19 protein-coding genes are annotated in these 26,001 nt (G+C 65.0%); 13 read left to right on the forward strand and 6 right to left on the reverse strand.

The genetic code is table 11. The features are described from left to right. Positions 1–51 precede the first annotated feature (51 nt). Positions 52–6,264, reverse strand: coding sequence for an Ig-like domain-containing protein (locus ACSQ3Y_RS15705; protein WP_436177981.1), 6,213 nt, complete (start codon positions 6,262–6,264; stop codon positions 52–54). 582 nt (positions 6,265–6,846) lie between these two features. Next, on the reverse strand, positions 6,847–7,686 hold the full coding sequence (locus ACSQ3Y_RS15710; RefSeq protein WP_436177982.1) for a sulfotransferase: 840 nt from the start codon (positions 7,684–7,686) through the stop codon (positions 6,847–6,849). 190 nt (positions 7,687–7,876) lie between these two features. On the opposite strand from ACSQ3Y_RS15710, the gene ACSQ3Y_RS15715 reads away from it, so the two are divergent. From ACSQ3Y_RS15715 to ACSQ3Y_RS15770, 12 genes are all read left to right on the forward strand, one after another. Next, positions 7,877–10,159, forward strand: coding sequence for a portal protein (locus tag ACSQ3Y_RS15715; RefSeq protein WP_436177983.1), 2,283 nt, complete (start codon positions 7,877–7,879; stop codon positions 10,157–10,159). Continuing rightward, on the forward strand, positions 10,156–10,392 hold the full coding sequence (locus ACSQ3Y_RS15720; RefSeq protein ID WP_436177984.1) for a hypothetical protein: 237 nt from the start codon (positions 10,156–10,158) through the stop codon (positions 10,390–10,392). Before ACSQ3Y_RS15715 ends, ACSQ3Y_RS15720 begins: the two co-directional genes overlap by 4 nt. A gap of 2 nt (positions 10,393–10,394) precedes the next feature. Further along, positions 10,395–11,825, forward strand: coding sequence for a hypothetical protein (locus ACSQ3Y_RS15725; RefSeq protein WP_436177985.1), 1,431 nt, complete (start codon positions 10,395–10,397; stop codon positions 11,823–11,825). Next, positions 11,822–12,274, forward strand: coding sequence for a hypothetical protein (locus ACSQ3Y_RS15730; protein WP_428001212.1), 453 nt, complete (start codon positions 11,822–11,824; stop codon positions 12,272–12,274). Before ACSQ3Y_RS15725 ends, ACSQ3Y_RS15730 begins: the two co-directional genes overlap by 4 nt. Positions 12,275–12,277: 3 nt before the next feature. Continuing rightward, positions 12,278–13,195 (forward strand): hypothetical protein, encoded by a 918-nt coding sequence (locus tag ACSQ3Y_RS15735; protein ID WP_436177986.1) that lies wholly within the window; start codon positions 12,278–12,280, stop codon positions 13,193–13,195. A 9-nt stretch (positions 13,196–13,204) separates the two neighbouring features. Beyond that, positions 13,205–13,759, forward strand: a complete 555-nt coding sequence (locus ACSQ3Y_RS15740) for a hypothetical protein (RefSeq protein WP_436177987.1) — start codon at positions 13,205–13,207, stop codon at positions 13,757–13,759. Then, complete coding sequence (locus ACSQ3Y_RS15745; protein WP_057203432.1) at positions 13,756–14,634, forward strand: hypothetical protein; 879 nt, start codon at positions 13,756–13,758, stop codon at positions 14,632–14,634. The genes ACSQ3Y_RS15740 and ACSQ3Y_RS15745 overlap by 4 nt, the downstream gene beginning before the upstream one ends. Continuing rightward, positions 14,634–17,540: a hypothetical protein gene (locus ACSQ3Y_RS15750; RefSeq protein ID WP_436177988.1), complete on the forward strand. Its 2,907-nt coding sequence runs from the start codon at positions 14,634–14,636 to the stop codon at positions 17,538–17,540. Before ACSQ3Y_RS15745 ends, ACSQ3Y_RS15750 begins: the two co-directional genes overlap by 1 nt. An 8-nt stretch (positions 17,541–17,548) precedes the next feature. Beyond that, complete coding sequence (locus ACSQ3Y_RS15755; protein ID WP_305745432.1) at positions 17,549–18,145, forward strand: hypothetical protein; 597 nt, start codon at positions 17,549–17,551, stop codon at positions 18,143–18,145. 240 nt (positions 18,146–18,385) lie between these two features. Further along, positions 18,386–18,535 (forward strand): hypothetical protein, encoded by a 150-nt coding sequence (locus ACSQ3Y_RS15760; RefSeq protein WP_157412573.1) that lies wholly within the window; start codon positions 18,386–18,388, stop codon positions 18,533–18,535. 63 nt (positions 18,536–18,598) lie between these two features. After that, on the forward strand, positions 18,599–19,768 hold the full coding sequence (locus ACSQ3Y_RS15765) for a hypothetical protein (protein WP_436177989.1): 1,170 nt from the start codon (positions 18,599–18,601) through the stop codon (positions 19,766–19,768). After that, positions 19,768–20,349, forward strand: a complete 582-nt coding sequence (locus ACSQ3Y_RS15770) for a hypothetical protein (RefSeq protein WP_436177990.1) — start codon at positions 19,768–19,770, stop codon at positions 20,347–20,349. The genes ACSQ3Y_RS15765 and ACSQ3Y_RS15770 overlap by 1 nt, the downstream gene beginning before the upstream one ends. An 867-nt stretch (positions 20,350–21,216) precedes the next feature. On the opposite strand, the gene ACSQ3Y_RS15775 is transcribed toward ACSQ3Y_RS15770, so the two are convergent. The 3 genes from ACSQ3Y_RS15775 to ACSQ3Y_RS15785 all read right to left on the reverse strand — a co-directional run bounded on the left by ACSQ3Y_RS15775 (position 21,217) and on the right by ACSQ3Y_RS15785 (position 24,285). After that, positions 21,217–21,519 (reverse strand): hypothetical protein, encoded by a 303-nt coding sequence (locus ACSQ3Y_RS15775; RefSeq protein WP_057268261.1) that lies wholly within the window; start codon positions 21,517–21,519, stop codon positions 21,217–21,219. A gap of 244 nt (positions 21,520–21,763) precedes the next feature. Further along, complete coding sequence (locus ACSQ3Y_RS15780) at positions 21,764–23,272, reverse strand: M12 family metallo-peptidase (protein ID WP_436177991.1); 1,509 nt, start codon at positions 23,270–23,272, stop codon at positions 21,764–21,766. Between the two features lie 236 nt (positions 23,273–23,508). Next, a complete protein-coding gene (locus ACSQ3Y_RS15785; protein ID WP_436177992.1) occupies positions 23,509–24,285 on the reverse strand; it encodes a hypothetical protein in 777 nt (258 codons plus the stop codon). A gap of 221 nt (positions 24,286–24,506) precedes the next feature. Here ACSQ3Y_RS15785 and ACSQ3Y_RS15790 point away from each other — a divergent pair, with 221 nt between their 5' ends. Further along, positions 24,507–24,908 (forward strand): hypothetical protein, encoded by a 402-nt coding sequence (locus tag ACSQ3Y_RS15790; RefSeq protein WP_057268258.1) that lies wholly within the window; start codon positions 24,507–24,509, stop codon positions 24,906–24,908. A gap of 119 nt (positions 24,909–25,027) precedes the next feature. On the opposite strand, the gene ACSQ3Y_RS15795 is transcribed toward ACSQ3Y_RS15790, so the two are convergent. Continuing rightward, positions 25,028–25,816, reverse strand: a complete 789-nt coding sequence (locus ACSQ3Y_RS15795; RefSeq protein WP_436177993.1) for a hypothetical protein — start codon at positions 25,814–25,816, stop codon at positions 25,028–25,030. Positions 25,817–26,001: the final 185 nt, after the last annotated feature.

The following is a 26,001-nucleotide window of genomic DNA, read 5'->3' on the forward strand; positions in this document are numbered from 1 at the left end:
CGGCAGGGCGATGTGTTTATTGTTTGGGGCGCCTCGGCGTCCCCGTCGCCATCATGCGAACTCAATCCCCTTGGCCGCCAGCCCAACCAGATCAATCCGCACCGCATTGAGCTCCAGATTCGCAGCCATCACCGTCAGGTCGGAGGCTGATACCCCACCCGCCATGATGTCGGTCAGCAGCTTGAGCTCACCATCCGTACCCGCACGGCCCACCACATTGGTCCACAGCGTCTGCGCAATCTGCGTGGGCGTGCTCGCTCCCAGCAGTTGCAGCCCCAGCCCCGCAATGGTCTGGCTGCTGGCCCCGGCATCCAGCAGCCGGATCACCTCGCCCACCACGCCCTTGTTGGTCAGCAAAGCCGGCCCGCCCAGGGCACCCAGCAGCTTGGCCGCTTCGCCCGCATGGCCGTTCAGGTCCAAGGCCAGCCTGGTGTCATTGACCGTGACCCGCTCCACCCGCGTCACATCCAGCATCGCCCCATCGGTCAGGCGTTGCAAGGTGAAGCTGCCATTGTTCTGCGATTGCACATAGGTCTGGCCCAGGGTGGCCGGGATGACCACGGTGTCGATGCCTGCACCCCCATCCACATACCGGGCCAGGCCCAGGGTCGGGGTGATGGTGTTGTTGCCCGCATCGCCAGTCACGGTGATATCGCGCACGGCATCCACGCGGATGGCGCCTGCGGCACCCATGCCTTCCAGCAACTGCGCCGGCGTCTTGCCCGCACTCTGCTCGGGGAACACTTGGGCGAACAGCGTGGCCACTTCCAGCGCCGTCTTGCCCGTCAGGCTCTGGATGATGGCCCCCTCGCCCTGGTTCAGATCGCGGCCAATCCACTTCTGGAACAGGTAGGCCCCGGCTTCTTCGGCGGCGCTGTGCGCCACCGTGAGGCTCGGGCCCGTTGCAAAGCGCACCTGCTCGACATCCACCAGCCAATCGGAGACACCGGTGGCGGTGTGCGTGAGTTTGATGCCTGCGCCTTCGAGAGTCACGGTGTAGTCGGTGCGTGTGCCCTCCTGGATCGCCACGTCAAAGCCCGTGCCCCCATTCAGGCGGTCACTGCCGGTGCCGCCCGAGAGCAGGTCATTGCCCGCGCCGCCAAACACGATGTCGTCCCCGGCATCGCCAAAGACCTGGTCATCGCCGGCCTCACTGCCGACCACATCGTTGCCGCCACCGCCGTGGATGATGTCGTCATCGGGCCCGAGCACGATCCACTGGGCACCGCTGTCGCCGCTGGCCGCGTTCTGGCCGGCGCCGCCGATCAGGCGCACATTGCCCACCACGGCGATGAACTCGATGTTGTCCACCTGGATCACCGTGCCCGAAGGCAGGGAGCGGGCATCCAGGATCACGGCCTGCTTGCCGTCGGCGGGGTTGTTGCTGCCGGTGATCACCAGGGGCTGGGTGCCGTCGTAGCCAGCGCCGATGGTGGGCTTCAGGATCTGCACCGACAGCGGTTCATTGGGGTTGAGGGTGGCATAGAACACCTGGCCGGCGTTGGTCAGCTCGGGGTTGTTGCCGGTGACCCGTTCTATGCGGAACCCCAGTTCTGCCAGGGCGGCGGAGCCCATGGTCGTGGTGCTCAGGCCTTCGGCCTGCAGCCCGACCCCGGTGGGCACGCCCACCGAGACGATGGGGGTGCCGCTGGGCGAGGTGACCAGCGGGATGTCGGCCAGCGGGGATGGTGTGCCGGGGGTGTCGGGGCGGGTGGGTACCACCACCGGGATGGTGATGATGGTGGAGCCGCCAGGGCCGGGCTCGGTGACGACGGGTACGCCATCGACAGGGGTGCCTGGCGGGGTCGGTGGGGTGCCTGGATCGGGGGCGGCGGTGGTATTGGTCACCGCCGTGGCCGCCAGCGTGGCGGCGTCGTTGCCGGCCGCGTCCTGGACCGCGCTGGCATCGTTGCCCCCCGTCGGGTCGGCATAGGCCACCGTCACCACCTGGCCATTGCTCACGGCCGTGGTCAGCGTGAGGGTGACGGTCTTTGCCGCTGCATTGACCACCGCCGCCGTCACCACATTGGGCGCGGCCCCCACCGTCACGGTGAAGGCTCCGGATACCGGGTGATTGGCCGCGTCGAGTGTGCTGGACTCGGTGTAGGTCAGCACCAGCGTGTTGCCGTTGACGGTGGCCGAAGCAAACACGGGTGCCTGGGTGTCGATGGCATAGTTGGCCGAATCGGTTGTTCCCGTGCCATCGTTGCCTGCGGTATCCGTCACCCCGGTGTTGTTCACCGTGATGAGGTTGGTGGCGTCTGTAACGCCGGCCGTGGGGGTGAAGGTCGCAGTCCAGGTGATACCGCCATCGCCGGAGCTTACGGCAGTGAGCGTGCCATTGGCAACGGTCAGGTCCGCATTGGTAGTGCCCGTCACGGCCTCGTTGAAGGTGATGGTAACTGCTGCCGTCTGCCCGCTGCTCAGGCTTGCTGGTGCCACCGTGACGGACGACGCCGTGGGGCGCACCGTGTCGATGGCGTAGTTGTTGGAATCCGTGGTGCCGCTGCCCGCATTGCCTGCTGCATTGGCCACCCCGGAGTTGGCCAGGGTGATGCGGTTGGTGGGGTCGGTGATGCTGGTTGTGGGGGTGAACGTTGCCGTCCAGGTGATGCCGCCATCGCTGGAACTCACGGTGGTGAGTGTGCCGTTGGCGATGCTCAGATCGGCGTTGGTGAAGCCCGTCACCGCCTCGGAGAAGGTGACGGTGACCTGCGTGGTCTCGCCGACCTTGAGCGCAGCGTCGGCCACCACGATGGTGGCCGTGGGGATGATCGTGTCGATGGTGTAGTTGCCGGAGCTGGTGGTTCCGCTGCCGGTATTCCCCGCCAGATCCGCGACACCAGTGTTGTTCAAGACAATGAGGTTGCTGGCGTCATTCACGCCGACGTTCGGGGTGAACGTGGCCGTCCAGGTGATGCCGCCATCGCTGGAACTCACGGTGGTGAGTGTGCCGTTGGCGATGTTCAGGTCGCTGTTGTCGAAGCCGCTCACGGCCTCGCTGAAGGTAATGGTGACCAGTGAGGTCTCCCCCCCCGTGAAGGCGGCATCGGCCATCACGATGGTCGCAGTGGGGCGCTGGCTGTCCACGGCGTAGTTGTTCGAGTCAGTGGTGCCGGTACCCGCGTTGCCTGCCAAATCCGCCACCCCGGTGTTGTTCAGCGTGATGACGTTGGTGGGATCGGTGATGCCGGCAGCTGGGGTGAAAGTCGCCGTCCAGGTGATGCCGCCATCGCTGGAGGAAACGGCCGAGAGCGTGCCGTTGGCAATGGTCAGGTCGGCGTTGGTGAAGCCCGTGACTGCCTCGCTGAAGGTGATCGTGACCAGCGATGTCTGGCCGATCGCGAGAGCGGGATCAGCAACCACGACGGTGGCCAGGGGGCGCACGGTGTCGATGGCGTAGTTGTTGGAATCCGTGGTGCCGCTACCCGCATTCCCTGCTGCATTGGCCACCCCGGAGTTGTTCAGCGTGACGAGGTTGGTGAGATCTGTGATGGCGGCAGCTGGAGTGAAAGTCGCCGTCCAGGTGATGCCGCCATCGCTGGAGGAAACGGCCGAGAGCGTGCCGTTGGCAATGGTCAGGTCGGCGTTGGTGAAGCCCGTGACTGCCTCGCTGAAGGTGATCGTGACCAGCGAGGTCTCGCCGATTCGCAGGGCGTTGTCTGCCACAACGATGGTGGCCGTGGGGCGCTGCGTGCTGACGGCGTAGTTGTTGGAGTCAGTGGTGCCGCTGCCCGCGTTGCCAGCCAGATCCGCCACCCCGGTGTTGTTCAGCGTGATGAGGTTGGTGGCGTCGGCGACGCCTGCAGTTGGCGTGAACGTGGCCGTCCAGGTGATGCCGCCATCGCTGGAGCTCACCGCCGAAAGGGTGCCATTGGCAATGGTCAGGTCCGCGTTGGTGAAGCCGCTCACGGCCTCGCCGAAGGTAATGGTGACCAGCGAGGTCTCGCCTGCTGTCAGGCTGGAATCGGCCACCACGGTAGTGGCCGTGGGGCGCACGGTATCGATGGCGTAGTTGTTGGAGTCGGTGGTGCCGGTGCCCGCATTGCCCGCCAGATCCGCTACCCCGGTATTGGCCAACGTGATGAGGTTGGTGGTATCGGTGATGCTGGCAGATGGGGTGAAAGTCCCCGTCCAGGTGATACCGCCATCGCTGGAGGAAACGGCGGTCAGCGTGCCGTTGGCAATGGTCAGATCGGCATTGGTGAAGCCCGTCACCGCTTCGCTGAAAGTGAAGGTGACAAGGGAAGTCTCGCCGATGCTGAGCGCAGTGTCCGCCAACACGATGGTGGCTGTGGGACGCATGGTGTCGACGGCATAGTTGCTGGAGTTGGCCGTGCCAGTGCCCGGCGTGCTGCTGCTCACACTGCTGACGCCTGTCATGGCGACGGTAATGGCGTTGGTGGCACTCGCCACGCCAGCATTGGGGGTGAGGGTGCCCGTCCAGGTGGTGCCGCCGTCGCTGGTGGATAGGCCCGTTACCGCTCCATTGGGCACAGTGAGGTCGGTGGTGTCGAAATTGTTGACGGCCGTGGAGAAGACGAAGGTGACCGTGGCGGTCTCGCCGATCTTGAGGGCGCTGTCGTTGAACGTGGCGGAGGTGAGGGTGGGGGCAGGGACGTAGGCTAGATTCTGGGTGCCCCCGCCTGCGGATGTGATCCCACCGACAGGTGCCCCTGGAGCCCCGTTCGTGGCACTAGGCGCGAAGCCTCCTGCACCTCCAGCCCCATCGTTGCCAGTGCCCAGTGTCCCCGCAGTTGCGGCGTCAAGTTGTGCAAGGCCACCTACATTCCAGATGCCCCCCGTACCAGATCCTCCCGCGCCTCCATTACCTGTACCCGACGCGGCACCGCCACCGCCACCGCCGCCTGCGGCAATGTTGTTTGAAACGGAACTTCCCGTAATAGTGAGCGTGCCCGTGTTGTAAATACCGCCAGCAGCATTGCCCCCCCTACCGCCGGGGCTGTTGTAGCCCAGGCCGCCGCCGCCTCCGCCTATGGATGCACCGCCGCCGCTAGCTGACCCCCCCGCGCCTCCGTTTCCATAGCCTCCAGGGGTCCAGGAGGCTCCGGCACCACCTGTGGTCCCACCACCGAGGCCGCCAACATTGCCGTAGTTGCCCGTGTATCCCGCGCCGGCACCCCCGCTGCCTGACGTTCCCGCGTACCCCGGGAGCACAGTACCGGGTTGGATTGCTGGTGGCGGAGCGCCATTTACGGTTACGAACGTTGAGCCTCCGTTGCCTCCTAAACCGCTGCCGAATCCACCACCACCACCACCACCACCACCACCACCATACTGACCGTCGTTGATACCACCGCCACCTCCGCCCCCTGCCGCCTTGTTACCAGTAATAGTGCTATTGGAAATGGTCAGTGTCCCGGCGTTTCGAATGCCTGCGCCCAAAGCGTCCTCGCCAGCGGTACCCGCACCATTCCCGGTGACATTGCCTCCATTCCCCGCTAGAAGACCATTGGAAATGGTGAGATCGCTGATCGCCACATTTCCAGCGGTAACGTCCAGCACCCGCGTCAGATTGTTGCCACTCAACGTGAAACCACCGCCAACGATGGACATCGTCTGTCCATCAGTCACGTTGATGGTGACCGCGTCGGCGGCACTGGCAAACGTGATGTTGCCTGTCATGGTGATGAAGTCGGCGACGCCATCGGTGTTGCCGGTGGTAATCGCGGCCTTGAGCTGCGCAACCGAGTTAACGCTGGTCGTGAACAGTACATGCTCATACCCCGCCAGGGCCTGTGCATCTAGCGCAGGGGTGGCCTCTATGTGACCTGAAGTGATTTCCAGATCCCAATCACCGCCACGGGCCGCCGTGCCCGTGCCATCTTCGGAAGCAGCCACATCTGCCCCGGTCAGTTGCGCCAGCGCCTGCAGGAATTGACCCCCCACCTCCCCAGCACCCACATCGCAGCCATACAGCAGCAGGTCACCGTCAGGCCCAAGGGCATCGCCGATGGCTTTCAGGTCGGCCTGGTGCTGATCGAGGTTGCCCGCGTGCAGGGGACCGTTGCCCAGCAAAAGTACCCCGTCGTTGCCATGCGAGACCACGCTGATGGATGTCAGGCCCTGCTCGCCCTGCAGTGCCTTGGCCATCTGCGCCACGCCATTCTCGGCAGCGTTGAGCACCACCACCTTTACACCCGGCTGTGCGGCCGCGATGATGGACTGGAGGTCGGGCACCCGGCTGTCGATGAAGACGATCTGGTGCGTGGCCGTGTCGGTGGTGTGGGACGTGTTGGTCATGGTGCTGATCCGGTTAAATCGGTGTGTTCGCAGCAGGTCTGTTGCGTGGGTTGACTGGCACGCACTGCAGGCGGCACGAGTGAACGAAGGCGGTCGCCGTGGTCAGTGGCGCCAGGCGCCAACCACTGGGGCTGCGGGTCAACGAAGAGGCGGCTGGCTGCATGGCAGTGGGAAGTTGCACACACAGACCGGCCCCTTTTCAACACGGGCCGAACGCAAGCGGTGCGGGCGCGTGGCAACCCGCATGGCGGCGTGGGCCGCTTGATGCGTGCAGGGTCGAGGCGTCTGTTGCGTTCATTCCATGACAAGGCTTGCAGCCGAAAATCCCCTTATTGGGGCAACGGTTGAAAGTAAGTGAAAGGAATGTGAGGGTCAACAAAAAAGCTGCCATGTGGCAGCCCTCGTAACATCTTGATTCCATTCAGTGCGGCCCGCTGCCGCCGCAGGCCGCAGAGCAGAAGCCAAGGCGGTGTTGGCCATGCGCAGCGTTGGCGGCAGCCGTATGACAGCGGTGCGCCGCAGGACGGCAACGCCGCCATCAGGCGTTGCCGACCGGCACCAAGCAGGCGGCTGCGCTGCCTGCTACGTTGCCTTGGCCGTGATCACGCTGGCGCGGCTGTTGGCCTGGTCGTGCCAGAACGACAGCTTGCCGTACTGCTCGAACAGGTCGGGCGGCAGAATGGTCTCGCGCCGCTCCAGGCCCACGGTGGGGCGCACCTTGTGCAGGCCGTGCAGGCCCAGGGCTTCGTCGAAGTCGGGGGCGTCGTACTGCACTTTCTCGAAGTTGTGCTCGAAGGCCGGCTCCTGCAAAAACTGGTAGATCAGCGGCAGCACCTTGTGCGGGGCCTGGGCCAGCAGGTCATAGTCCACCAGCAGCAGCGAGGCGGCATGTTCGCCGTAGAACGCCTCTTTGAGCGCCGTCCACGGGTAGCCGACCATGCGGTTGCGCTGGGCCAGCGTGTCCACGCGGCTGTAGACGGTGTTGCGCTCGGTGTCGTCGTTGAACAGGCGGGTGATCTCGAAGGGGTTGGCGCGGTAGCGCCGCTCGATGCTGTCCATGACCCAGGCCACGTTGCGCACGCAGGCGATCAGCTTCGCACCCGGAAACATCTCGATGAGGGCGGGCATCTGCGCGCTCCACATGCGGTTGGTGTCGAAGATGACTTCCTTCTCGCCCGCCAAGTCCGCGTAGTAGCTGTCGAACAGGCCGCGCGCCAGGCGGTGGCGCTGCGCGCGGGTGACCACCGGGCCGAACTCGCTGCCCGCGCCCAACTGGTTGAGCATGCCGCGAAACAGGCCGCCCACGGGGCTGCTCATGCCGGCATGAAAGCGCGGGTTCTGCAGCAGCAGGGCCGACAGCAGCGTGGAGCCCGCGCGGGGCAGGCCGGTGATGAAGTGGTAGCGGGGATAGGCAGTGGTCATTGCGGTGAGGGTGAGCGATAAGAAGAACAATCCGTCGGTGCCAGCGCACACTGTATCGCCTTGCCTGCCCATGGCGCCAGGCGCGGGGGGGCGCGCAAACCTGCATATATGCCGCGCGTTGTTCGCGCGGCACCGCCCCGCAACACTGCGGTGCATGCGAAATCCACCGTTTTCCCATCCCTCTTTTGCCGTGACCGATGGCCTGCCGAGCCAGACCGCCGACGACATTGCCACCTTGGTCGCCAGCGGCGCCATGGGCGCCGACGAAGTGCTGGCCCTGCTGGCCGAGGCGAGCGAGGCCGATGCCGCGCAGCAGCGCATCGATGACGAGGAGTTCGCCGCGCAACAGCGCCGCGAGGCCGAGGCCCGCGCCGTGCGCGTGGGTGCCCTGGGCCGGCGGCTGCTCACCCTGGCGCAGGAGCAGGTGCAGCAGCGCCAGGTGATCGAGGAGCGCTGGTACAAGGACGTGCGCCAGTTCAACGGGCAGTACGACCCGGGCATGTTCGGCGACGAGGGAGAGTACGGCAGCCGGGTCTTTGTGCCGCTGACGCGCCGGCTGTGCGGGCTGGTGGAGGCGCGGCTGTTCGACATGCTGTTCCCCAGCGAAGAGCGCAACTACGTGATCGAGCCCACGCCCGTGCCCGACCTGGACGAGGCCCTGGACCTGGCCGGGCAGCTGCCCCCCGACACGCCCATGCAGTCGCCCGAGGGGCCGATGCTGACGGCCGGTGGCATACAGCAGGCGATTGGCCAGATGGTGGACGAGGCGGCCAAGCGCTGCGATGCCATGCAGCGCGAGATCGACGACCAGTTGGCCGAGTGCAGCTACCCGCGCCATGCGCGCGATGTGATCCACGATGCGGTGCTGTACGGCACGGGCGTGCTCAAGGGGCCGGTGCCGATGTTTCGCACCACCAAGCGATGGGCGCGCCAGGGCGATGGGGCGTATGTGATGAGCCTTGCGCGCAAGCCGCTGCCGCAGGCGGCGCGGGTGGACCTGTGGAACTTTTTCCCCGACATGAGCAGCACGCACATCCGTGAGGCGGAGTTCGTGTTCGAGCGCCACTACCTCACGCGCCAGGAGGCGGCCGACCTGCAGGACATGCCCGACGTGGACGCCGATGCCCTGCGCCGCATGCTGGGCGCCGAGCCGACCACGCCCACCAACAACTACCGCGAGCGGCTGCGCGCCATCAGCGGCGCCAGCGGCGCCAAGGACCGGCGCTATGAGGTGTGGGAGTACCACGGCCCCATCACCGCGCAGGACCTGATCGACTGCGGCTGCGCGGTGGAAGATGACCCGCTCAAGACCTACACCGGCGTGGTGTGGTTCGGCAGCCAGGGTGAGGTGCTGAAAGCGGCGCTTAACCCGCTGGACAGCAACGAGCACCCCTACAGCGTGTTCACCTGGCAGATGGACGAGGCCAGCATTTTCGGCTTTGGCATGCCGTACGAGGTGCGCGACAACCAGGAGAGCGCCAACAGCGCGTTTCGCGCCATGCACGACAACATGGGCCTGTGCGTGCTGCCCCAGGTGGTGGTGGACGACCAGGCCATCGAGCCGGTGGATGGCTCGTGGCGCATGGCGCCGGGCAAGTTCTGGCGCAACAAGCGCCCGGGCTCGGACGCGCGCCAGGGCATTCAGTTCATCGCCATCGATGCGCGCTTGCAGGAGCTGCAGGCCATCTTCGGCATGAGCAAGCAGCTGATCGAAGAGGTGGGCACGCTGCCTGCCTTTTTGCAAGGCACCGAGGCGCCGAGCTACATGCAGAGCGCCACGGGTGCCAGCATTGCCTACAACGCGGCCAACCTGTGGGTGCGCCGCGCGGTGCGTAACTGGGACGACGACATCGTCACCCCGCTGATCACGCGCTTTTTCGACTGGAACATGCAGTACAGCGAGAAGGCCGAGATCAAGGGCGACAGCCGCGTGCGTGCGCTGGGCATTGCCGCATTGGTGGAGCTGGAGGGCCAGGCGCAGCGGCTGCAGGCCTTCATGCAGACGGCGCAGGCCATGGGCCTGCCGCCGAGCAACCAGATGCGGCTGATGCGCGAATTTGCGCGCGCCTTCAAGCTCGACCCCGACCGCGTGCTGCCCACCGAGCAGGAGATCGCCCGCATGCAGCAGGCCGAGGCGCAGCAGCCCCCCGGCAAGAGCGGCCCCGACGCCGAGCGGGTGGCCCAGCAACGCGAGCAGGCCGCGATGGATGGCGAGCTGGAGAAGGCCCGCCTGCAGCTGCGCCGCGACGAGGCCATGGCCCAACGCGAGCTGGCCCAGCAGCGCATGGCGCTGGACGCGGCCACCGCCGCGGCGCGCGAGCGCACGGGCCAGACCGAGGCCCAGCGGCGCCAGGCGTTCGAGGTGCAAAAGACCCGCGCCGTGCTGGCCGACCGCCAGGCCGACCGCGACAGCAAGGCGCAGATGCTGAACGCCGAAATGCAGTTCGCCGCCCAGACGGGGAGGGGGGTATGAGCTGGATGGAGCAGATCAACCCCGCCACCGCCGTGTGGCGCGGTGTGCAGGCCTACGCGGCCGAGCGCATCGCCGAGCTGACCACCGTGTGCACCACGGTGCGTTCCAGCGACGCCGAAATCCGCGCCGCACAGGCCGCCATCCAGGAGCTGCAGGCCCTGCTGGCCCTGCCAGGCCGCATTGCCCTGCAGGCGCAGCAGCGCGGCACCACCGACCGCAGCAAAGGATATTGACCATGGCAGAGTACACGCAGGATCACGTCAACGCAGCCTATGCGACCGAGCGGGCCAACGGCGCGTCGGACGAGGACCTGGCACGCATCGGTAAATCGCTGGGCGTTACCGACGCGCAATTCAACCTGGCCAGCCAGGCCTGGGGCGCAGCGCCGTCGCCAGCCCCGGCACCCTCGTATGCGCCATCGCCCGCACCCGCCGCAGCCTCCACCGGCTGGGAGGGCGGGCGCGACCTCACGGCCGACGAGATCAACACCGGCAAGCAGTGGTCGGTGGGCAAGACCAGCCAGGAAGTCGCCGCACAGGCCCAGGGCCTGGGCCTCACGCAAAAGCAGTTCGGGCAACTCTACGGCTGGTCGGCCGAGGACTCGGCCATCGGTGGCTATGGCACCACAGGCGGGCTGGAGAAGCCCTACTACGACTACACCTACGACGCCCAGAAGGGCTGGACCAAGGACGCCAGGAAGCCGCCCACCACGGGCATCAACCTGTCGCAGCTGCAGGGCATGACGCGCTGGGACGTGGCGCCCAACGAGACGGTGCGCAGCCAGTTGCAGCAGATCATTGCGGACGACAGCCCGCTGATGCAGCAGGCCCGCGCCCGCGCGCTGCAGACGGCCAACACGCGCGGCCTGCTCAACAGCTCGATGGCGTTGACGGCGGCCGACTCGGCCCTGTACGACGCGGCCATGCCAATTGCCCAGCAGGACGCGAGCACCTATGCCCGCGCAGGCGAGTTCAACGCCGGCCAGGCCAACACCTTTGCGCGCGACAACAATGCCTTCGTGCGCGATGCCTATATGGCCGACTTCAATGTGCAGGCCAATGAATGGGCGGCGCAGCAGCAGTTCGACCGCGAGTACCGGATGCTGGACCGCCAGCAGCAGCTGACGCTGGAGCGCGACGCGGTGCAGAACGGCTACCAGTCGGCGCGCGACCAGTTTGCGGCGCAGACCCAGATGTCCATTGCGCAGCTGGATGCGGCCTCGCGCGCGGCGGCGATCCAGCCCGACACCAGCATGGCGCGGCTGCAGATGCAGCTCAACCACGACGACCGCAACCAGCAAAACCAGACCGACGCGAATGACCGCGCGACGCTGAACAACCTGCGATCCGACTACGCCGCCAAGATCTTCCAGATCAACACCGCCGACCTTTCCCCGGAAAAGGCAGACCGCGCCATCTCTGACCTGGCTGCGACCTACAACCTGCAATTGACCGCCTTGTCCAACCGGCTGGGCTACAACCCGGACAGCTGGATCATCAAGACGGAGGCGAGGGCGAACACGTCTGCTGATGCTTCCAGGCCGCCTAACCCGTATGCAGACGCCGACACAGGTGGAAATGGCACTGGTGGCGCACCAGGTGGATCCAGTGGAGCCAGTGGGCCTAGTGGGCCTAGTGGCAATGACGGTAACGCGGCAAGCCCATGACTACCGCCATCATCCGCCGCGCCACCCGCGACGACCTGCCCGGCCTGGTGGCGCTGGCCTTGCGCGAGCACGCCGCCAGCCGCATGGCAGACCAGCCTATCGAAATGGCCCAGGTGCAGGCTTCCTTTCTGGGGGTCATCCACAACCTGGCCGGCGCGGTGTTCGTCAGCGAAGAGGGCGGCGCGCTGCGCGGCCTGATCGCGGGCATCGTGCAGCCCGGCCTTTTCAACCGCCGGCAGACCGCCTACGAACTGCTCTGGTACGCCGAGGACGGCTCGGGCCTGCGCCTGCTGGCAGCGCTGCAGGACTGGGCCACGCGCATGCGGGCTGTGCAGTTCGTGGTGCACGACTACGCCGGCATCGCCGATCCGGCACGTTTCAACAAGGTCATGGCCCGCCGCGGCTTTGGCGTCATGGGCACAGCCTACGTGTCCGCACTGGAGAGCTGATCCATGGCCATCATCGTCCCCATTCTCTTGAGCTACACGGGCGCTGCGGCCGCCATTGGCACCGCCGTTGGTATCTCCGCCACTGCGGTGACCGCCATTGCGTCGGTGGCTTTCCAGGTGTCCGGAATCAACAACAAGATCAACCAGGCCGCCGCCAAGGTGTTCGGGGAGGACCTGGTGATGATCGCCAACGTCGCAGGGGCGGTGTACGGGGCTGTCAATGGTGGGTTCGGTGGTGGCGGCGGGGAGGCAGCGGGGCTGACCGAGGCCGGAGGCGCATTGAGCACGAAAGCGATGCTGGACGGCACCAATGCCTTCGGGGTCAATTCGGCAATAGGGGCCTTTGACCTGGCGGACACGGCGGGTGCCCTGGGCAGCGCGACGGATGCATCCTCCCTCTGGGCCACGAACGGCATGGATGCCGCCGACAACGCCTTCAATCTGGCGAACAAAGCGGCAGGAGGCGGGCTCGTTTCTGACGGGGTGGGGGTCAATCTCCTCAATCCTGAGGCGCCCATGCAGGTGGATGCCAAGCCTGCTTTCAATGCGACGTCGTCGGCGGCCGATGAGCTTGCCAATCGATCCCAGGGAGCGAGTTCCTCCTTTCAGAGCGGTGCTGCCAGCCAGACGGCAGCTGGGCAGAACGCCTCCGGGATGAAGGCTTCGTCGGGCCAGCAGCTCAAGGCAGGCGACATCACCAAAGGCGTTGAGGCGCCGAAGACGCCGGCCGTGAACACGGCAGCCACCAAGCCGGGCAGCTTCTTCGACAAGCTGCTCAGCAACGACAAGGCCGCGGGCGAAGTGATCAAGGGCGTGGGCGCTGGCATCAGCGGCGCGGCCAACGCCAAGGCCGAGGAAAAAAAGCTGGCATGGCAGAAGCAGCGCTACAGCTACACACCCACCACCCGCATCGTGCAGTAAAGGACGACCATGAACCTCAACGAAATGGCACAGGGTGCGCCCGCGCACTCGCCCACCACAGGCACGACCGGCGGCAAGACCCCTGCCAGCGCAGAGCAGCAGGCCCAGTTCGACATGCTGCTGGGCCGCGCTCGCCAGTTGCTGGGCGAGTCTGCGGTGGAATGGAAGGGCGCAATGGACATCGACCCTGCCGGCGCAGCGGTGAAGTTCGGCACGCAGACCCTGCGCTTCCTGGCCACGCAGTCCGAAAAGGCCGGCCAGCCCGTGGACCCGGCCGTGCTGCTGCACGTGGGCGTGCAGTTCGTCAAGGACGTGGCCGCCCTGGCCAACGACGCGGGCATGGTGCCGGACGAGCAGCTCGAACCCTTCCTGCAGCAGGTGATGCAGGAGTCCATCGCCGAGTACATGCGCATGGACGCCGAGGATGGGCTGATGCCTGCGCCCGGTGCTCCACCCGGTGGCCAGCCGCTGCCGGCGCCCGGGCCCGCGCCCGGACCGCAGGGCCTGAACCTCGCGCAGATGGCGCAGCAGCAACCACAGCCATTGCAAGGGGGTATGCAATGAGCTTCTTCGCCAACCTGTTGGGCGGCACGCTGCAGGGCGTGGGCGGCGGCATGTCGGCCATGGCGGTCGACGATGAGAAACTGCAGGCACAGCGCGCGCTGCTGCAGGACAAGCAGCAGGCCGCGCTGGAGCTGCAACAGCAACGCACGGCCGACCGGCAGTGGCAGCAGGAGCAGACGCGGGTCGGGTCCGCTGGTGGTGCTGGCAGCGGCAAGGGCTTCAACCTGATGGAGGAAGCCGCCCGCGCCCGGACGCCCGAGCAACGGCAGGACCTGGTCAACCGCGTGCGTGCCGTCCATGAAGACGCCGGCCTGCGCCTGGCCGACGTGGGCTTTGGCATGCCCGTGATGAACGCCGTGGCCCCCACGGCCGGCGACTTTGCCCGCTACGACCGGGCCGGCAGCATGGACGCTGCGCCGCCCACCACCACGCTGGAGCGCGCCGCCTACGACCGCGAGAAGGGCGCGCAGGCATTGCAGCGGCTGTACACGCTGTTCCTGGACCCGGGCAAGCTCGACGTGCATGCGCGGGGAGAGCGGCAGTTCGGGCTGAACGACCGGGGGGAGGCCAGTGCCGTGGCCGTGGAGCAGGGCGGCGGCTCTGCCCTCGATGCTGCTGCGGCCTTCCAGCGCAGCAGCGCCGTGCAGCCCGAGCGCCCGAGTGAGCGTCCAAGGCCTGAGCCGGCTTTGCGCCCCACGGCCCCGGTCCAAATAGGCGAGGCCGGCACTGGCTCGCGGGTGGGCGCCAGCACCAGCGCTGGTGCGCGCCGGCCGCTGTCGTCCGCGCCGCAGGACGGAACGGTGGTCCGCGACGCCAGCGGCCAGCGGTACATCGTGCGCAATGGCCGGCCCGAGCCCCTGGCGAAAGCGCAGTGATGGATTGGTCCCGCTTCGAACTGGTGGAGGAGCCAGAGGTTTCCAATGCAGGCATTGATTGGTCTGCGTTCGAGCTGGTGGCGCTGGGGCCTGGCGATGGTAGGCAGGCGACTTCAATGGTGGATATGGAGCCGGCCGCGCGCGCACAGGATGGCCGCAAGGTGGATGACCCGCGCAGGACGGATGCGCCCAGGCAGGCGTCGATCCTGTCGGACGCTGCAGACCAGGCCTACGGCCTGGTGAAAGGTGCTGCCGCAGCAGTGATGCCCTGGATGAGGCCGGCCATCGAGGCGTCCAACGGTCCGCGCCCGGAGTGGAAGAGCGTGCTGGAGGGCCCCGATGTGGTCGGCGCTGCGAGAGGCATGGACCTGGCCGAGGCCGAAAGACTCTCCCGCCGCGACTATGCAGAAGCCGTCGAGCAGCGCCAGCGCATCGCCAATTCGCCACAGATGCGGGCGCCTACGCCCTTGAACAGGGTGCAGGCCTATGCCGAAGCCAACCCCGTCAAGGCCGCCCTCAAGCAGGGCGCGGCGAGTTCGCTGGCGGGGACGCTCAATGTCCCGTCGGTGGCGACTGGGTTGGTCACCGAGGGTGTCAACAAGGTCCTGGTCGATGGCGGCGGCTCTCCCGTATTCGGCCGTGTACCCAACATGCCCTTGGTGGATGACTTGCGCCAGATGAGCGAAGGCTACGCCTCCACCCTGTCGCGCCAAGGCCCGGCGCAAGCCTGGGACAACGGCGAGTTCGGCCGCTGGATGACGGTCCAACTGGCAGGCAACTCCCTGCCTGCAGCGCAGGCTCTCGCGGCCATGATGGTGCCTGGCGCGCAGTCCAGCCTGTCGGCGCCCATGGCGGCCAGCGCGGCTGGATCCGCCTACGCAGAGGGTGACAGTGCGGCGGCCGCCGCGCTCAAGGGAGGGCTGGCGGCCGCCAGCGAGAAGCTGCCGCTGCCTGCGGGGCAAGCGATCAAGGACATGGTGCTCAAGATCCCGCCACCGGTGCGCACCCAGGTGCTGGCCGATGCCGGCAGGCGCCTTCTGGCGACCGGCTCAGAGATCACCACGAAGGGCCTGACCGGGGCCATCCAGGAGTCGGCCAACACCATCGGCAGCAACGCTGTCGACATCCATGTGTCGGGCAAGGACAAGGGCCTGCTCGATGACGCCGGCCGCAGCGCACTTGTCGGGGGCGTCCTTGGCACAGTACCGAGCGGTTCCAAAGGAACCCGGGTGCAGGCTGCACCCCTTCGCCCCGGCCCGGATAGCCCGGTGGGCCACGCGCAGCAAGGCCCACCCGATGCCTACAACCCCGTGCTGGATAACTCGGCGGGCGCTGCAGAGCGCGGCAGTGGGTATGGAGACGACTTGCTCCGGTCCCTGGTGCAAGGCCAGCCGGTGACCCCGGTCGCCTCGGCCGTGCCGCAGGCGGTGGACTCTTCATCCATGGAAAGGAATGCGCAGCCCTTGCCAAGCGGCCATATGGACGAATTGGCGGCACCCGCTGTGCCCGGGGGCGAGGCTGGGACGATCGCGCATCAGACCGGTGCTGAAGTTGCAGATGCACAGCAGGAGATCGTGCCGTACTCGCATGTGGCACTCCCCCAAGGCACTTCCGCGCCCGAGTCGACTGCTGATGCTGCGGTGGAAGCGCCTGTTGGCGCAATGCACCTGTCCGACAAAGGCACGCTGAGCGTGGAAGGAGACCCTTGGCAATTGGACAAGCGACTGCGCGCTGCCGGGGTAGATCAGGTGTGGATGTGGACCGACAGCGTATGGGTAGCACCCGAGCAGGCCGCACGGGCCCAGCAGGTGCTGGCGCAGCCGCAGCCTGGCGCTGCTGCCGATGCGGTAAGGCAGCCGCCACCACCGGTGCAGATGACGATGCGCGAGGGCGGCATGCTCGACGTGGAGGGAGACACCCAGGCGGTGCGCCAGTGGCTTGAGGGCGCGGGCATCCCCAAAGGCGCAATGATGGATGGGCCGGGGAAGGTTGTGGTGACGGCCGGCAGTGTCGAGCGGGCGAAGCAGGCATTGGCAGCACCAGCACCACTGCCAACGGCGCAAACGACTGATCACGAGGACCAGGTTGTGCCAGTGCAGGATGCGCGATCAACCACTGCACGGCCCGCGCCGATGGTGGCAACCAAGCTCGAAACGGGTGCGCTCAAGATCAAGGGCGATCCCAAGAAAATCCTCGCGGTTCTTCGCAACGGTGGAGTTACCAATGTGAAGGTGCGAAAAAAGGAGGTCACGGTCTGGGCCAACGAAGCGGCACTTGCTCAAGAAATACTTGCAGACAACAATCTGGCAGGCGATCCGGCAGGGACTGAAACTGCGACAGCCAACAATGGCGTGAAGGAGTTCGATGGTGCGGGACCTGGAGCTGCAGCTGATGATTTCTCCAACCTCGGCCTTTCGGACCTGGGGTCCAAGTTGGGCGAAGGGGGCACCAAGGATGTATTCGCCTATGGCGAAAAGTACGCCGTTGGCGTCTTGCACTCAGGCCGCATCAGTGAATTGGAAAGCGAGTTGAAACTGCTTGGCCAACTAAAGGAGATGGGCCTTCCCGTCGTTAACGCCAGGGGGCCGATCATGGTAGGTGATCGCCCTGCGCTTGTGTACGATCGATTTGAGGCGGGGACCAAAGATGCGGTCAGAATGGTGGATGGCCATGCGACGGTTGTCGGCGATCTAAGTTTGTTGAATAAGCGAAGTATTTCTGATTTGATACTCATCAGAGGAAAAATTGAAGGGGCCAAGTTGCATATATCCGATCTGCAGTTTCTTGTGGGAAAAGATGGTGGTATTGTGATATCTGACCCATTAAGGCTTGCGGTGGGTGGTGTGGGTTATCGAAAAAACATAAAGATGATCGATTATTTGGTAAAATTGGCCGAAGGAAAATAGGGATTCTAATGATTGACCAATATAAAGATCAACCGACGCCATCTCAATCTATTCCTCTTCTCCGAACTTTCTTGGGGCGCAAGCTGATTTCATTCACGAGATACAGCATATTTCCCAAGGAAGAGGCGGGAGCCGAAATGGAAGAGTCGCCTTCGCGTGTTTTTGAAGGGACTGAAGGGCCGCTGGGTCTCACGTTCGAAGGAGCCGGAATCCTCGGGGTTGGGGAGGATGACAGCCTTAATAGTGCGATTGTTTGGCTTGACAGTGACAGAAATAGGCGGCTTGGCGCCACGCCGATGAGCGAAAAGGAGGGTGTGCTTTTTCCAATTGAAGCATCGGATCCGGTCTTTTCGCAAGCGAAATGGCGCGATTTTGTCGGTGATCAATTGATTGGCATGTCCATCATCAAGGAAAATCCGATTAATCCTCGACTGGAGAATCGGCCGTGCGAGGTTGCTCTGTGCTTGAGCTGGCAAAAAAATGGCAAGCTTGCAGCGATACTGGGAGGGCAAGGCGATGACTATTGGGGGTCCAACAAGCTGATGCTATGGAATGCAGTGCAGCCCAAGTTGAACTCCCGATTCTACGAAGTGCCTTTGCTGTAGCTTCAGTTGGTAGGTACGCTTTTGCCGAGCCATGGGGGCATCTTTCAATACCCTCAGCTTCCAGCCAACAGCTGAACAGTCGCGCTCTCTGCAGACGCAGATGGCCTGATCCAGCCCTTCATTCGCGAGCTGCAAGCCCGCGCAAGATGGTTGCCGGCAGGCCGGGGCCGGTGTCCTGGCGCTTGGATTGTCCTGCCCCGCTCTGGGGACTCGCGCCTATCGGCTGCGCAGCAGGGCGCTTTGGTCGCCAACGAGTTGTATGCAGAGCTGCAAAAGCTGCCCACGTCCGCCTTTGCGGCGGAGCCTGAGTTCCAGCAACTGGCCCGGGAGCACGGCGAAGACAAGGCCCGAAGCATCCTGGCCGCGGCGGCCGCAAACCGCGCGCTGTAGGGCCTGTTCACACCAATTTCGCGACCCCGAAATGGGTGTGAACAGGCCCTGGACAAGGTGTGGATGTGGCTCGACAGCGTATGGGTCGGGCCCGAGCAGGCTGCACGGGCCCAGCAGGTGCTGGCACCGGTACAGCCTGGCGCTGATGCCGATGCGGTAAGGCAGCCGCCACCATCGGTGCAGATGTCGATGCGCGAGGGCGGCATGCTCGACGTGCAGGGCGACACCAAGGCGGTGCGCCAGTGGCTTGAGGATGCGGGCGTCCCCCGGGGTGCCATGACCGATGGGCCAGAGGGTGTGATCGTCACAGCGGGGAGTGTCGAGCGGGCGAAGCGGGCCTTGGCAGCACCAGCACCGGTGGCACCCGCACTACTGTCAACGGCGCAAACGGCTGATCACGAGGAGGAGGCTGTGCCAGTGCAGGATGGGCGATCAGCCACTGCTCCGCCCGCGCCGATGGTGGCAACCAAGCTCGAAACGGGTGTGCTCAAGATCAAGGGCGATCCCAAGAAAATCCTCGCGGTTCTTCGCAACGGTGGAGTTGCCAATGTGAAGGTGCGAAAAAAGGAGGTCACGGTCTGGGCCAACGAAGCGGCACTTGCTCAAGAAATACTTGCAGACAACAATCTGGCAGGCGATCCGGCAGGGACTGAAACTGCGCCAACCAGCAATGGCATGAAGGAGTTCGATGGTGCGGAACCTGGAGCTGCAGCTGATGATTTCTCCAACCTGGGCCTTTCGGACCTGGGGCCCAAACTGGGCGAAGGGGGCACCAAGGATGTATTCGCCTATGGCGAAAAGTACGCCGTTGGCGTCTTGCACTCAGGCCGCATCAGTGAATTGGAAAGCGAGTTGAAACTGCTTGGCCAACTAAAGGAGATGGGCCTTCCCGTCGTTAACGCCAGGGGGCCGATCATGGTAGGTGATCGCCCTGCGCTTGTGTACGATCGATTTGAGGCGGGGACCAAAGATGCGGTCAAAGTGATCAGAGGCCGTGTCACGGTGGTTGGTGATCTAGGTGTTTTGAATGGAAAGAGTATTGCCGACTTGATGCTGATAAAGGAAAAATTGCTAAACGCTGAGATAAAAATCAAGGATTTGCAATTTCTTGTGAATAGGGATGGCGGCGTGGTAATATCTGATCCAATGGGTGTGGAGAAGGGGTATAAGAAGGAGAATATGAAAATGATTGATCTGCTGATTGAAATGGCGAGAAATATGGGGAAAAGATGATGGATTCATATTCTGCGGCGCTGCCATCTCAATCGGCTTTGCTATTTAAGAGTTTTTTGGGTAAAAGGCTCTTGTCGATGAGGAGGTACAGTCTTTCGCCCAAGGACGTTGCTGCAGTCGAGGGAGGGATTCCATTTTCCCGGGTTTTTGAAAGGACGGAAGGGCCGTTGGCGCTCACATTCGAAGATGGCCGGGTCCTTGGAATGGCGGGTGACGATAGCCTGAACAGCGTCATTGTTTGGCTTGACAGGGATGAGGCTGGAGATCCTGATTTCCATCCAATGGACGAGGATGTGGATATATTTCCTGTTGATTCTTCAGATCCCATTTTTTCAATAGCATACTGGAATGCTTTTGTCGGGGATTTTTTGCTTGGGTTGTCCATCATCAAGGAAAATCCTGTAAATCCTAGATTGGAGAGTCGGCCATGCGAGGTCGGGTTGTGCTTGCATTGGAAAAAAAATGGCAAGTTTGTTGTGGCAGACGGATTGGGCAATGGTTCCTTGAATTTTGGACTCATGTCATGGGACGCAGTGCAGCCCAAGCTGGGCTCTAGGTTTTACGAAATCCATTTGCTGTAGCTTCAGTTGGTAGGCTTTTGCTGAGCCATGGGGGCACCTCTCAATACCCTCAGCTTCCAGCCAACAGCTGAACAGTCGCGCTCTCTGCAGACGCAGATGGCCTGATCCAGCCCTTCATTCGCGAGCTGCAAGCCCGCGCAAGATGGTTGCCGGCAGGCCGGGGCCGGAGTCCTGGCGCTTGGATTGCCCTGCCCCGCTCTGGGGACTCGCGCCTATCGGCTGCGCAGCAGGGCGCTTCGGTCGCCAACGAGTTGTATGCAGAGCTGCAAAAGCTGCCCACGTCCGCCTTTGCGGCGGAGCCTGAGTTCCAGCAACTGGCCCGGGAGCACGGCGAAGACAAGGCCCGAAGCATCCTGGCCGCGGCGGCCGCAAACCGCGCACTGCTGGTAGGTACCGGGGCGTCCGTGCTGTCGATGAAGCTGGTGCCCGGCGGCGACGCCATCGAAAAGATGTTCCTGCCCTCGCACCTGAAGGGCACGGCGCGCGAGGCCGTCAAGTCCACCTCCTTCATGACTCGGCCGCTGACGCGGGGTATGGAAGGAAGCCTTGGCTCCCAGGCGCTGGAGGTGCTGGTGCGAAGGGCCCGATCCGCTGGAGCGCAAGCGCAAGATCGACGAAGTCCGCGTCTGAGGAGCGGGCGTTTGTTCACCTGTTGGCGGGAAGTCGGGGTATTGAGCGGGTCCCGGATTTGTGGTCCAGTGCGAAGGCCCCGTGATTATTGGCGAGGGTACCGTAACCTATCCGGAGTAGCCCGGCGGGCCGCTCTGTTCACTGCAACGGCGGTGTATCGGGCGGCGGTGCGATCAGGCCCTGCCAGGTGCCGGCAGGCACCGTGGGCTGACCCGGGGCGGGGGCGGGCGAGGCGCCTTACGCCGCCAGGGGGCGTGCGGTCTGCCAGTCGCTGTGCGACATGCGCAGTGCATTGGACACGGTGATGTCCAGGCGGCGGGCCCAGGAGTCGAGGTCGTGCCGCTGGGCGGTGTCGTGCCGCTCGTTCCAGCTGAGTTCGGCCACCAGGCGGTCGGGCAGGTCGAGCACCGTGCGGAATGCGCGGTCGTTGGCCATCAGTGTCCAGTTGAGCAGCACGGCCTGGGCGTCTGTGGAGGCGGATACGCTGGGCGCAAACCTGCAGACGCCGGAGCGGGTGAATTCGAAGAGTGCGGTAATCACGTTGGGAATGCCCCAGTCACTGGGTTGGCCAGGTGTTGTGCGCCCGGGACCTTGGCACCAGCGGGGAGTTGTTCTCCGGGGCCTGCAGTCGCCGGGGGCGAACATGGCTGCCCTTGGCAAAAAATGGCTTGCCAAGGAGCATCGAACGTGATTCAAACGCAAATTTCTGGCGGGCGGTATCCCCCAAAGGTAGGGCTGCGCCAAGGCCGTGGATGCGCAGGCCGTCCCTGCGCATCCGTTCGGTTCAGATGTATTCCAGCCCCACCTGGCTCAGCCCCACCAGATTGATCTTGCTGGCCGTGAGGTCCGAGCTGGCCACGGCCCAGGTCAGCGATGCGCCGGTGTAGCTGCCCGATTGGAGCAGGCCTGCCAGGTTCTGCACGGTGGCGGCATCGGCCGCAGTGCCGAACAGGTTGGCGTACAGCAGGGCCACCACCTGCTGGGGCGTAGCGGAGGGGCCGGCCACGGCGGCCAGGGCCAGTTCTGCCAGTTGCTGGGGCGTGGCACCCGATTCGTCCACGGCCTTGATCACGGCGCCCACCAGGCCCTTGTTCTTCAGCGCGTCGGAGCCCAGCAAGGTGCTGATGAGGCGCGCGGCGGTGCCGGCAGCGCCGTTCAGGTCCAGCGCCACGGAGTGGTCTGCAAAGCGCACGCGCTCGATCTGCTGCAGGGTGTCGATGCCGTCGAGGCCGGTGCCCTTGTCGTTGAGCAGCCAGTTGCCACCCGACAGCGGCTGCAGCGTGTACTGCCCGCGGTTGCCGTGGGCCACCAGCGTATCCACGCCCGCACCGCCGTTGAAGGTCTCGGTGGCGGGCTTGCTGTTGAACAGGTCGGCATCGCCCGTGCCCTGGTTGCCCGTGGGCAGGTTGGGATTGGTGGGCGTAGGTGTTGGTGCGGGCGTGGGCTTGGTGGGGGTGGTTGGGGCCGTGGGCGTTGTCGGTGTTGTGGGCGCAGGGGCGGGTGTTGGGCTCGGCGTTGGAGCGGGTGTGGGTGCCGGTGCCGGGGCGGGGGAAGGTGCCGGGGCCGGTGCGGGCGCTGCATCGAAGGTCAGCGTCGGGCCCTTGGTCGAGTTGAACCCGTAGGTGCCGCCCAGGCCGTCGCGGCCATACAGCCAGTCGAGCGCCAGCAGGTCGTAGCTCTGGAAGGTGGTCTTGTTCGGGCCGGCATGTGTGTACGACATGACGGTGTTGTTGGTGTTGTCCTGCGCCGAGGGCAGGGGGTGCGAGGAGTCGAAGGGGTGCGACAGGCCCAGCGCATGCCCCACTTCGTGCAGCAGCACCTCGTAGCCCGAGCCGCCGGCCGTGGGCTTGTTGTTGATGCCGGCGTGCTCCACATTGTCCAGGTAGACCACGGCCTCGATGTTCAGCGAGCCCACCACCTGGTTGGGGCCGGAGTAGCTGTAGTTGTAGCCCGACGATGCCAGGCCTGCGGTGGAGGGGCCCTGCAGGTTGGTGGCCGCGAAGTGCAGGTCGGCCTGGGCCGAGGTGGACACCTCGGTAAAGACGATGCCGGTGACGGCAGAGGCGTGCTGCAGGATCTGCAGGGTGGACTGCTTCTGGTCGGCGTTGAAGGCCGTGACCGCGCTGCCGGTTTTCTTGGCCGCTTCGCTGCTGGCACCCGCGTCAAAGGTGTAGTAGATCACCTTGCGGCCGTCGGGCCAGAAGTTCCACACCGGGGTGCCCCCCAGCAAGGCATCGGCCTGCGGGTTGCCGGAAAAACGCATGTTCTGCAGGTCGGAGACGGTAACGGCCATGTTGTGTGTATCTGTTGGCGGTGGATCGGGAGAGCGCCCGGCGCGTGGCCCGAGCGACCGGCGAATCTATCACCGGGGTGGGGCGCACACTGTGGCGTGAAACCAAATGTCACGACATGGCGCTGCGCGCCGACGGGCGGTATCGGGGAGGCGCTGGACGGCGCACTGCAGGCGCTTCGCCCCCGGTGGGGCTCAGCCGCGCGCGAGGTGCCTGGAGAGAAGGGAGAAGGGCGCTATCAGCGCCTTGCGCAGACGAAGATGTGCGAGGCGCTGAAGTCGTTGGCCTGGTAGGCCAGCGCGAGCGGGTAGCGGGCGGCTGCCGTCGTATCCAGCGACACCAGGTACAGCGGGAAGTCGCGGTTGGCATAGATGCGGTCGCCGCTGCTGCCCAGGCCGTCGAAAGGCACGCTGATGCTGGGCACCGCAATGGCGGGCATGCGGGATGTGTCCACCACCGCCTGGGCGGCTGTGAAGGTGGCGGTGGCGTTGTAGGTGGCGCCCGTGTTGCTGGAGCACAGGTAGGCGCCGCTGTAGGCCGCATAGGGATCGCCCGCCACGGGCGGGATGGGGTACTCCGCCAGGGTGGCCACCTGGCGGTAGCGGCCGCTGGCCAGCATCTCCCAGAAGTCGGTGCCATAGCCCACGAAGATGGCGCCACCCAGCTGTGCGCGGGTGTTCCAGTTGCTGACGGCGATGGTCTCGGTCGCCTGGCGGATGGTGCGGTACTCGGGGATCTCGCCGCCCGTGTAGGGCACGAAGCCACGCGCCTCGGACAGCAGGTAGAACTGCCCGTTGTGCAGCAGCACGAAGTACAGCTTGCCCTGGCCCAGGAACCGGGCCTCGGTGTTGACGCTGACGGCGAAATTCAGGGCCTGCGTGGTGCCGCTGATGGTGGTGGCCACCGTGGTGATCTGGCCGAAGGCGGGCGCGGCGACCAAGCCCAGTGCCAGTGCGGCGCCTGCGAGGAGGTTGCGCAAGTTACTCAGGGTACTTGGGGGCTCGGTGGTGGGCATGGCGATGTCCGGTTACAGCGCATTCAACGCGGTGGCGTTGAATGCGGTTTACGTGGATACGGACGCGGTGCCGCTGCAGCAGCAGCAGGCTCGCGCAGTGCATTTTGCGCCCCGACTGGGCCGCGGGGCACGTGGCGGGCGCATACTGTTACGTTGGATACGTGCCCACACCGCCTGCGCGTGGTTGCCGTTGCCATTCCTCAGCCCAGCCGACCGCCACCATGCCTTCAACAACCCCCACCCCTACCCGCCTGCCCACCCCGTTCGAGTCGCTCGCCGGCGTTGCCAAGTTCCTGGGCACCGAAGAGATGAGCCCGGCCTTCCACGCGCGGCATGCGCAGGCCATCGATGGGGCCTGCGCCTTTCTGCAGGAGCTGGTGCGCGAGCACCCGTCGCTGGACATGGCGTTCAACGCGGCGCTGCCACTGCCGGTGGTGGATGGGGGCAAGCTGGTACTGCAGGCGCTGTCGTCCATCCAGTTCGCCGAGCAGAAGCTGCACTGGTTCGACAGCCAGATGAACACCGCACTGCGCGCCCTGGCGCCCGTGGTGCGCGACCCCGCGTTGCCTACTTGGATGGCGGAGTGCCGCTGGGCGGTGGATGGGGCGGCGGTGAATGTGTAATCTGTGACGGGATGTGCTGGATGGCCCGGCTCGCTTGCAAAAGAAGCACCGAGGCCGCCAGCGTGTTCTCGCGGCGGTGATTGCCGCAGGGCACTCTTGCTTGCGTTTGCCGCGCCGTCTCAGCGTTTGGTGCAGACGTAAACAATCTGGCTGCTGTAGGCGTTCGATTGGTAGCCGATCGCCAAGCTGTAAGGCCCCCCGGACGGATTGAGCATGACCAGCTTGAGCGGCAGGCTCGTGCTGCTGTAGGTCCTGTAACCGGGCTGGCTGACGATGGTGCTCAGCGAAAGGTTGTACGAGTACACCGGAATCGTCGTCAGCCGGGTGGTGTCGATCACCGTGTTGCTGGCGGTGAACGTGGCGGTGACGGTGCCCGAGCGGCCATAGTCGTCGTAGCACATATAGGTGCCGTTGTGCACCGCATAGGGGTTGGTGGTCACCGGGGGCGTTGGGGTCGGTGTGGGCGTCGGCGCCGGCGCAGGCGCCGCCGGCAGCGTTGCCACCAGCTTGAACCTGCCGTTGTTGACCATGTCCATCACGTCGGTGCCAAAGCCCACGAAGATCGAGGCACCGGCCTGGGCCGTGGTGTTCCAGCCCTGCACGGTGATGGTCTCGGTGGCCTGGGAGATGGTGCGGTATTCCGGCGGTTCGCCACCCGTGTAAGGGACGAAGCCACGTGTCTCCGACAGCGCGTAGATCTGCGAGCCGTGCAGCATTACGAAATACAGCTTGCCGCGGCCCACGTACTGGGCTTCGGGCGTGACGCGGGCAACCAGGGTGTAAGCGCTCGATGGGCCGCTGGCCGTGGCCGATGCGGTGATGTCGGCCCATGCGGGGCTGGCGGCACCCAGGCTGGCGACGATGGCGGTGGCGGCGGCAATTTTCTTGAGCGTGCAGGTAAGGCGCATGTCGGTGATGGATCGAAGTTGAGCCGGCGTGGGATTCTTGGGGTTGTGGTGGCCGGCAGAGGGTGACAAGGAAAACGCGCACGAAGCGCATGTGTCCACATGGACACACTTGTATCCATTGGTTTCTTGATTTCAAAGCAATGGAGCGATCACCACAATCGCCAATATGGGTGATGCCAGCAGGG

Source organism: Acidovorax sp. LjRoot66 (genome assembly GCF_964253305.1).
Lineage (GTDB): Bacteria > Pseudomonadota > Gammaproteobacteria > Burkholderiales > Burkholderiaceae_C > Acidovorax.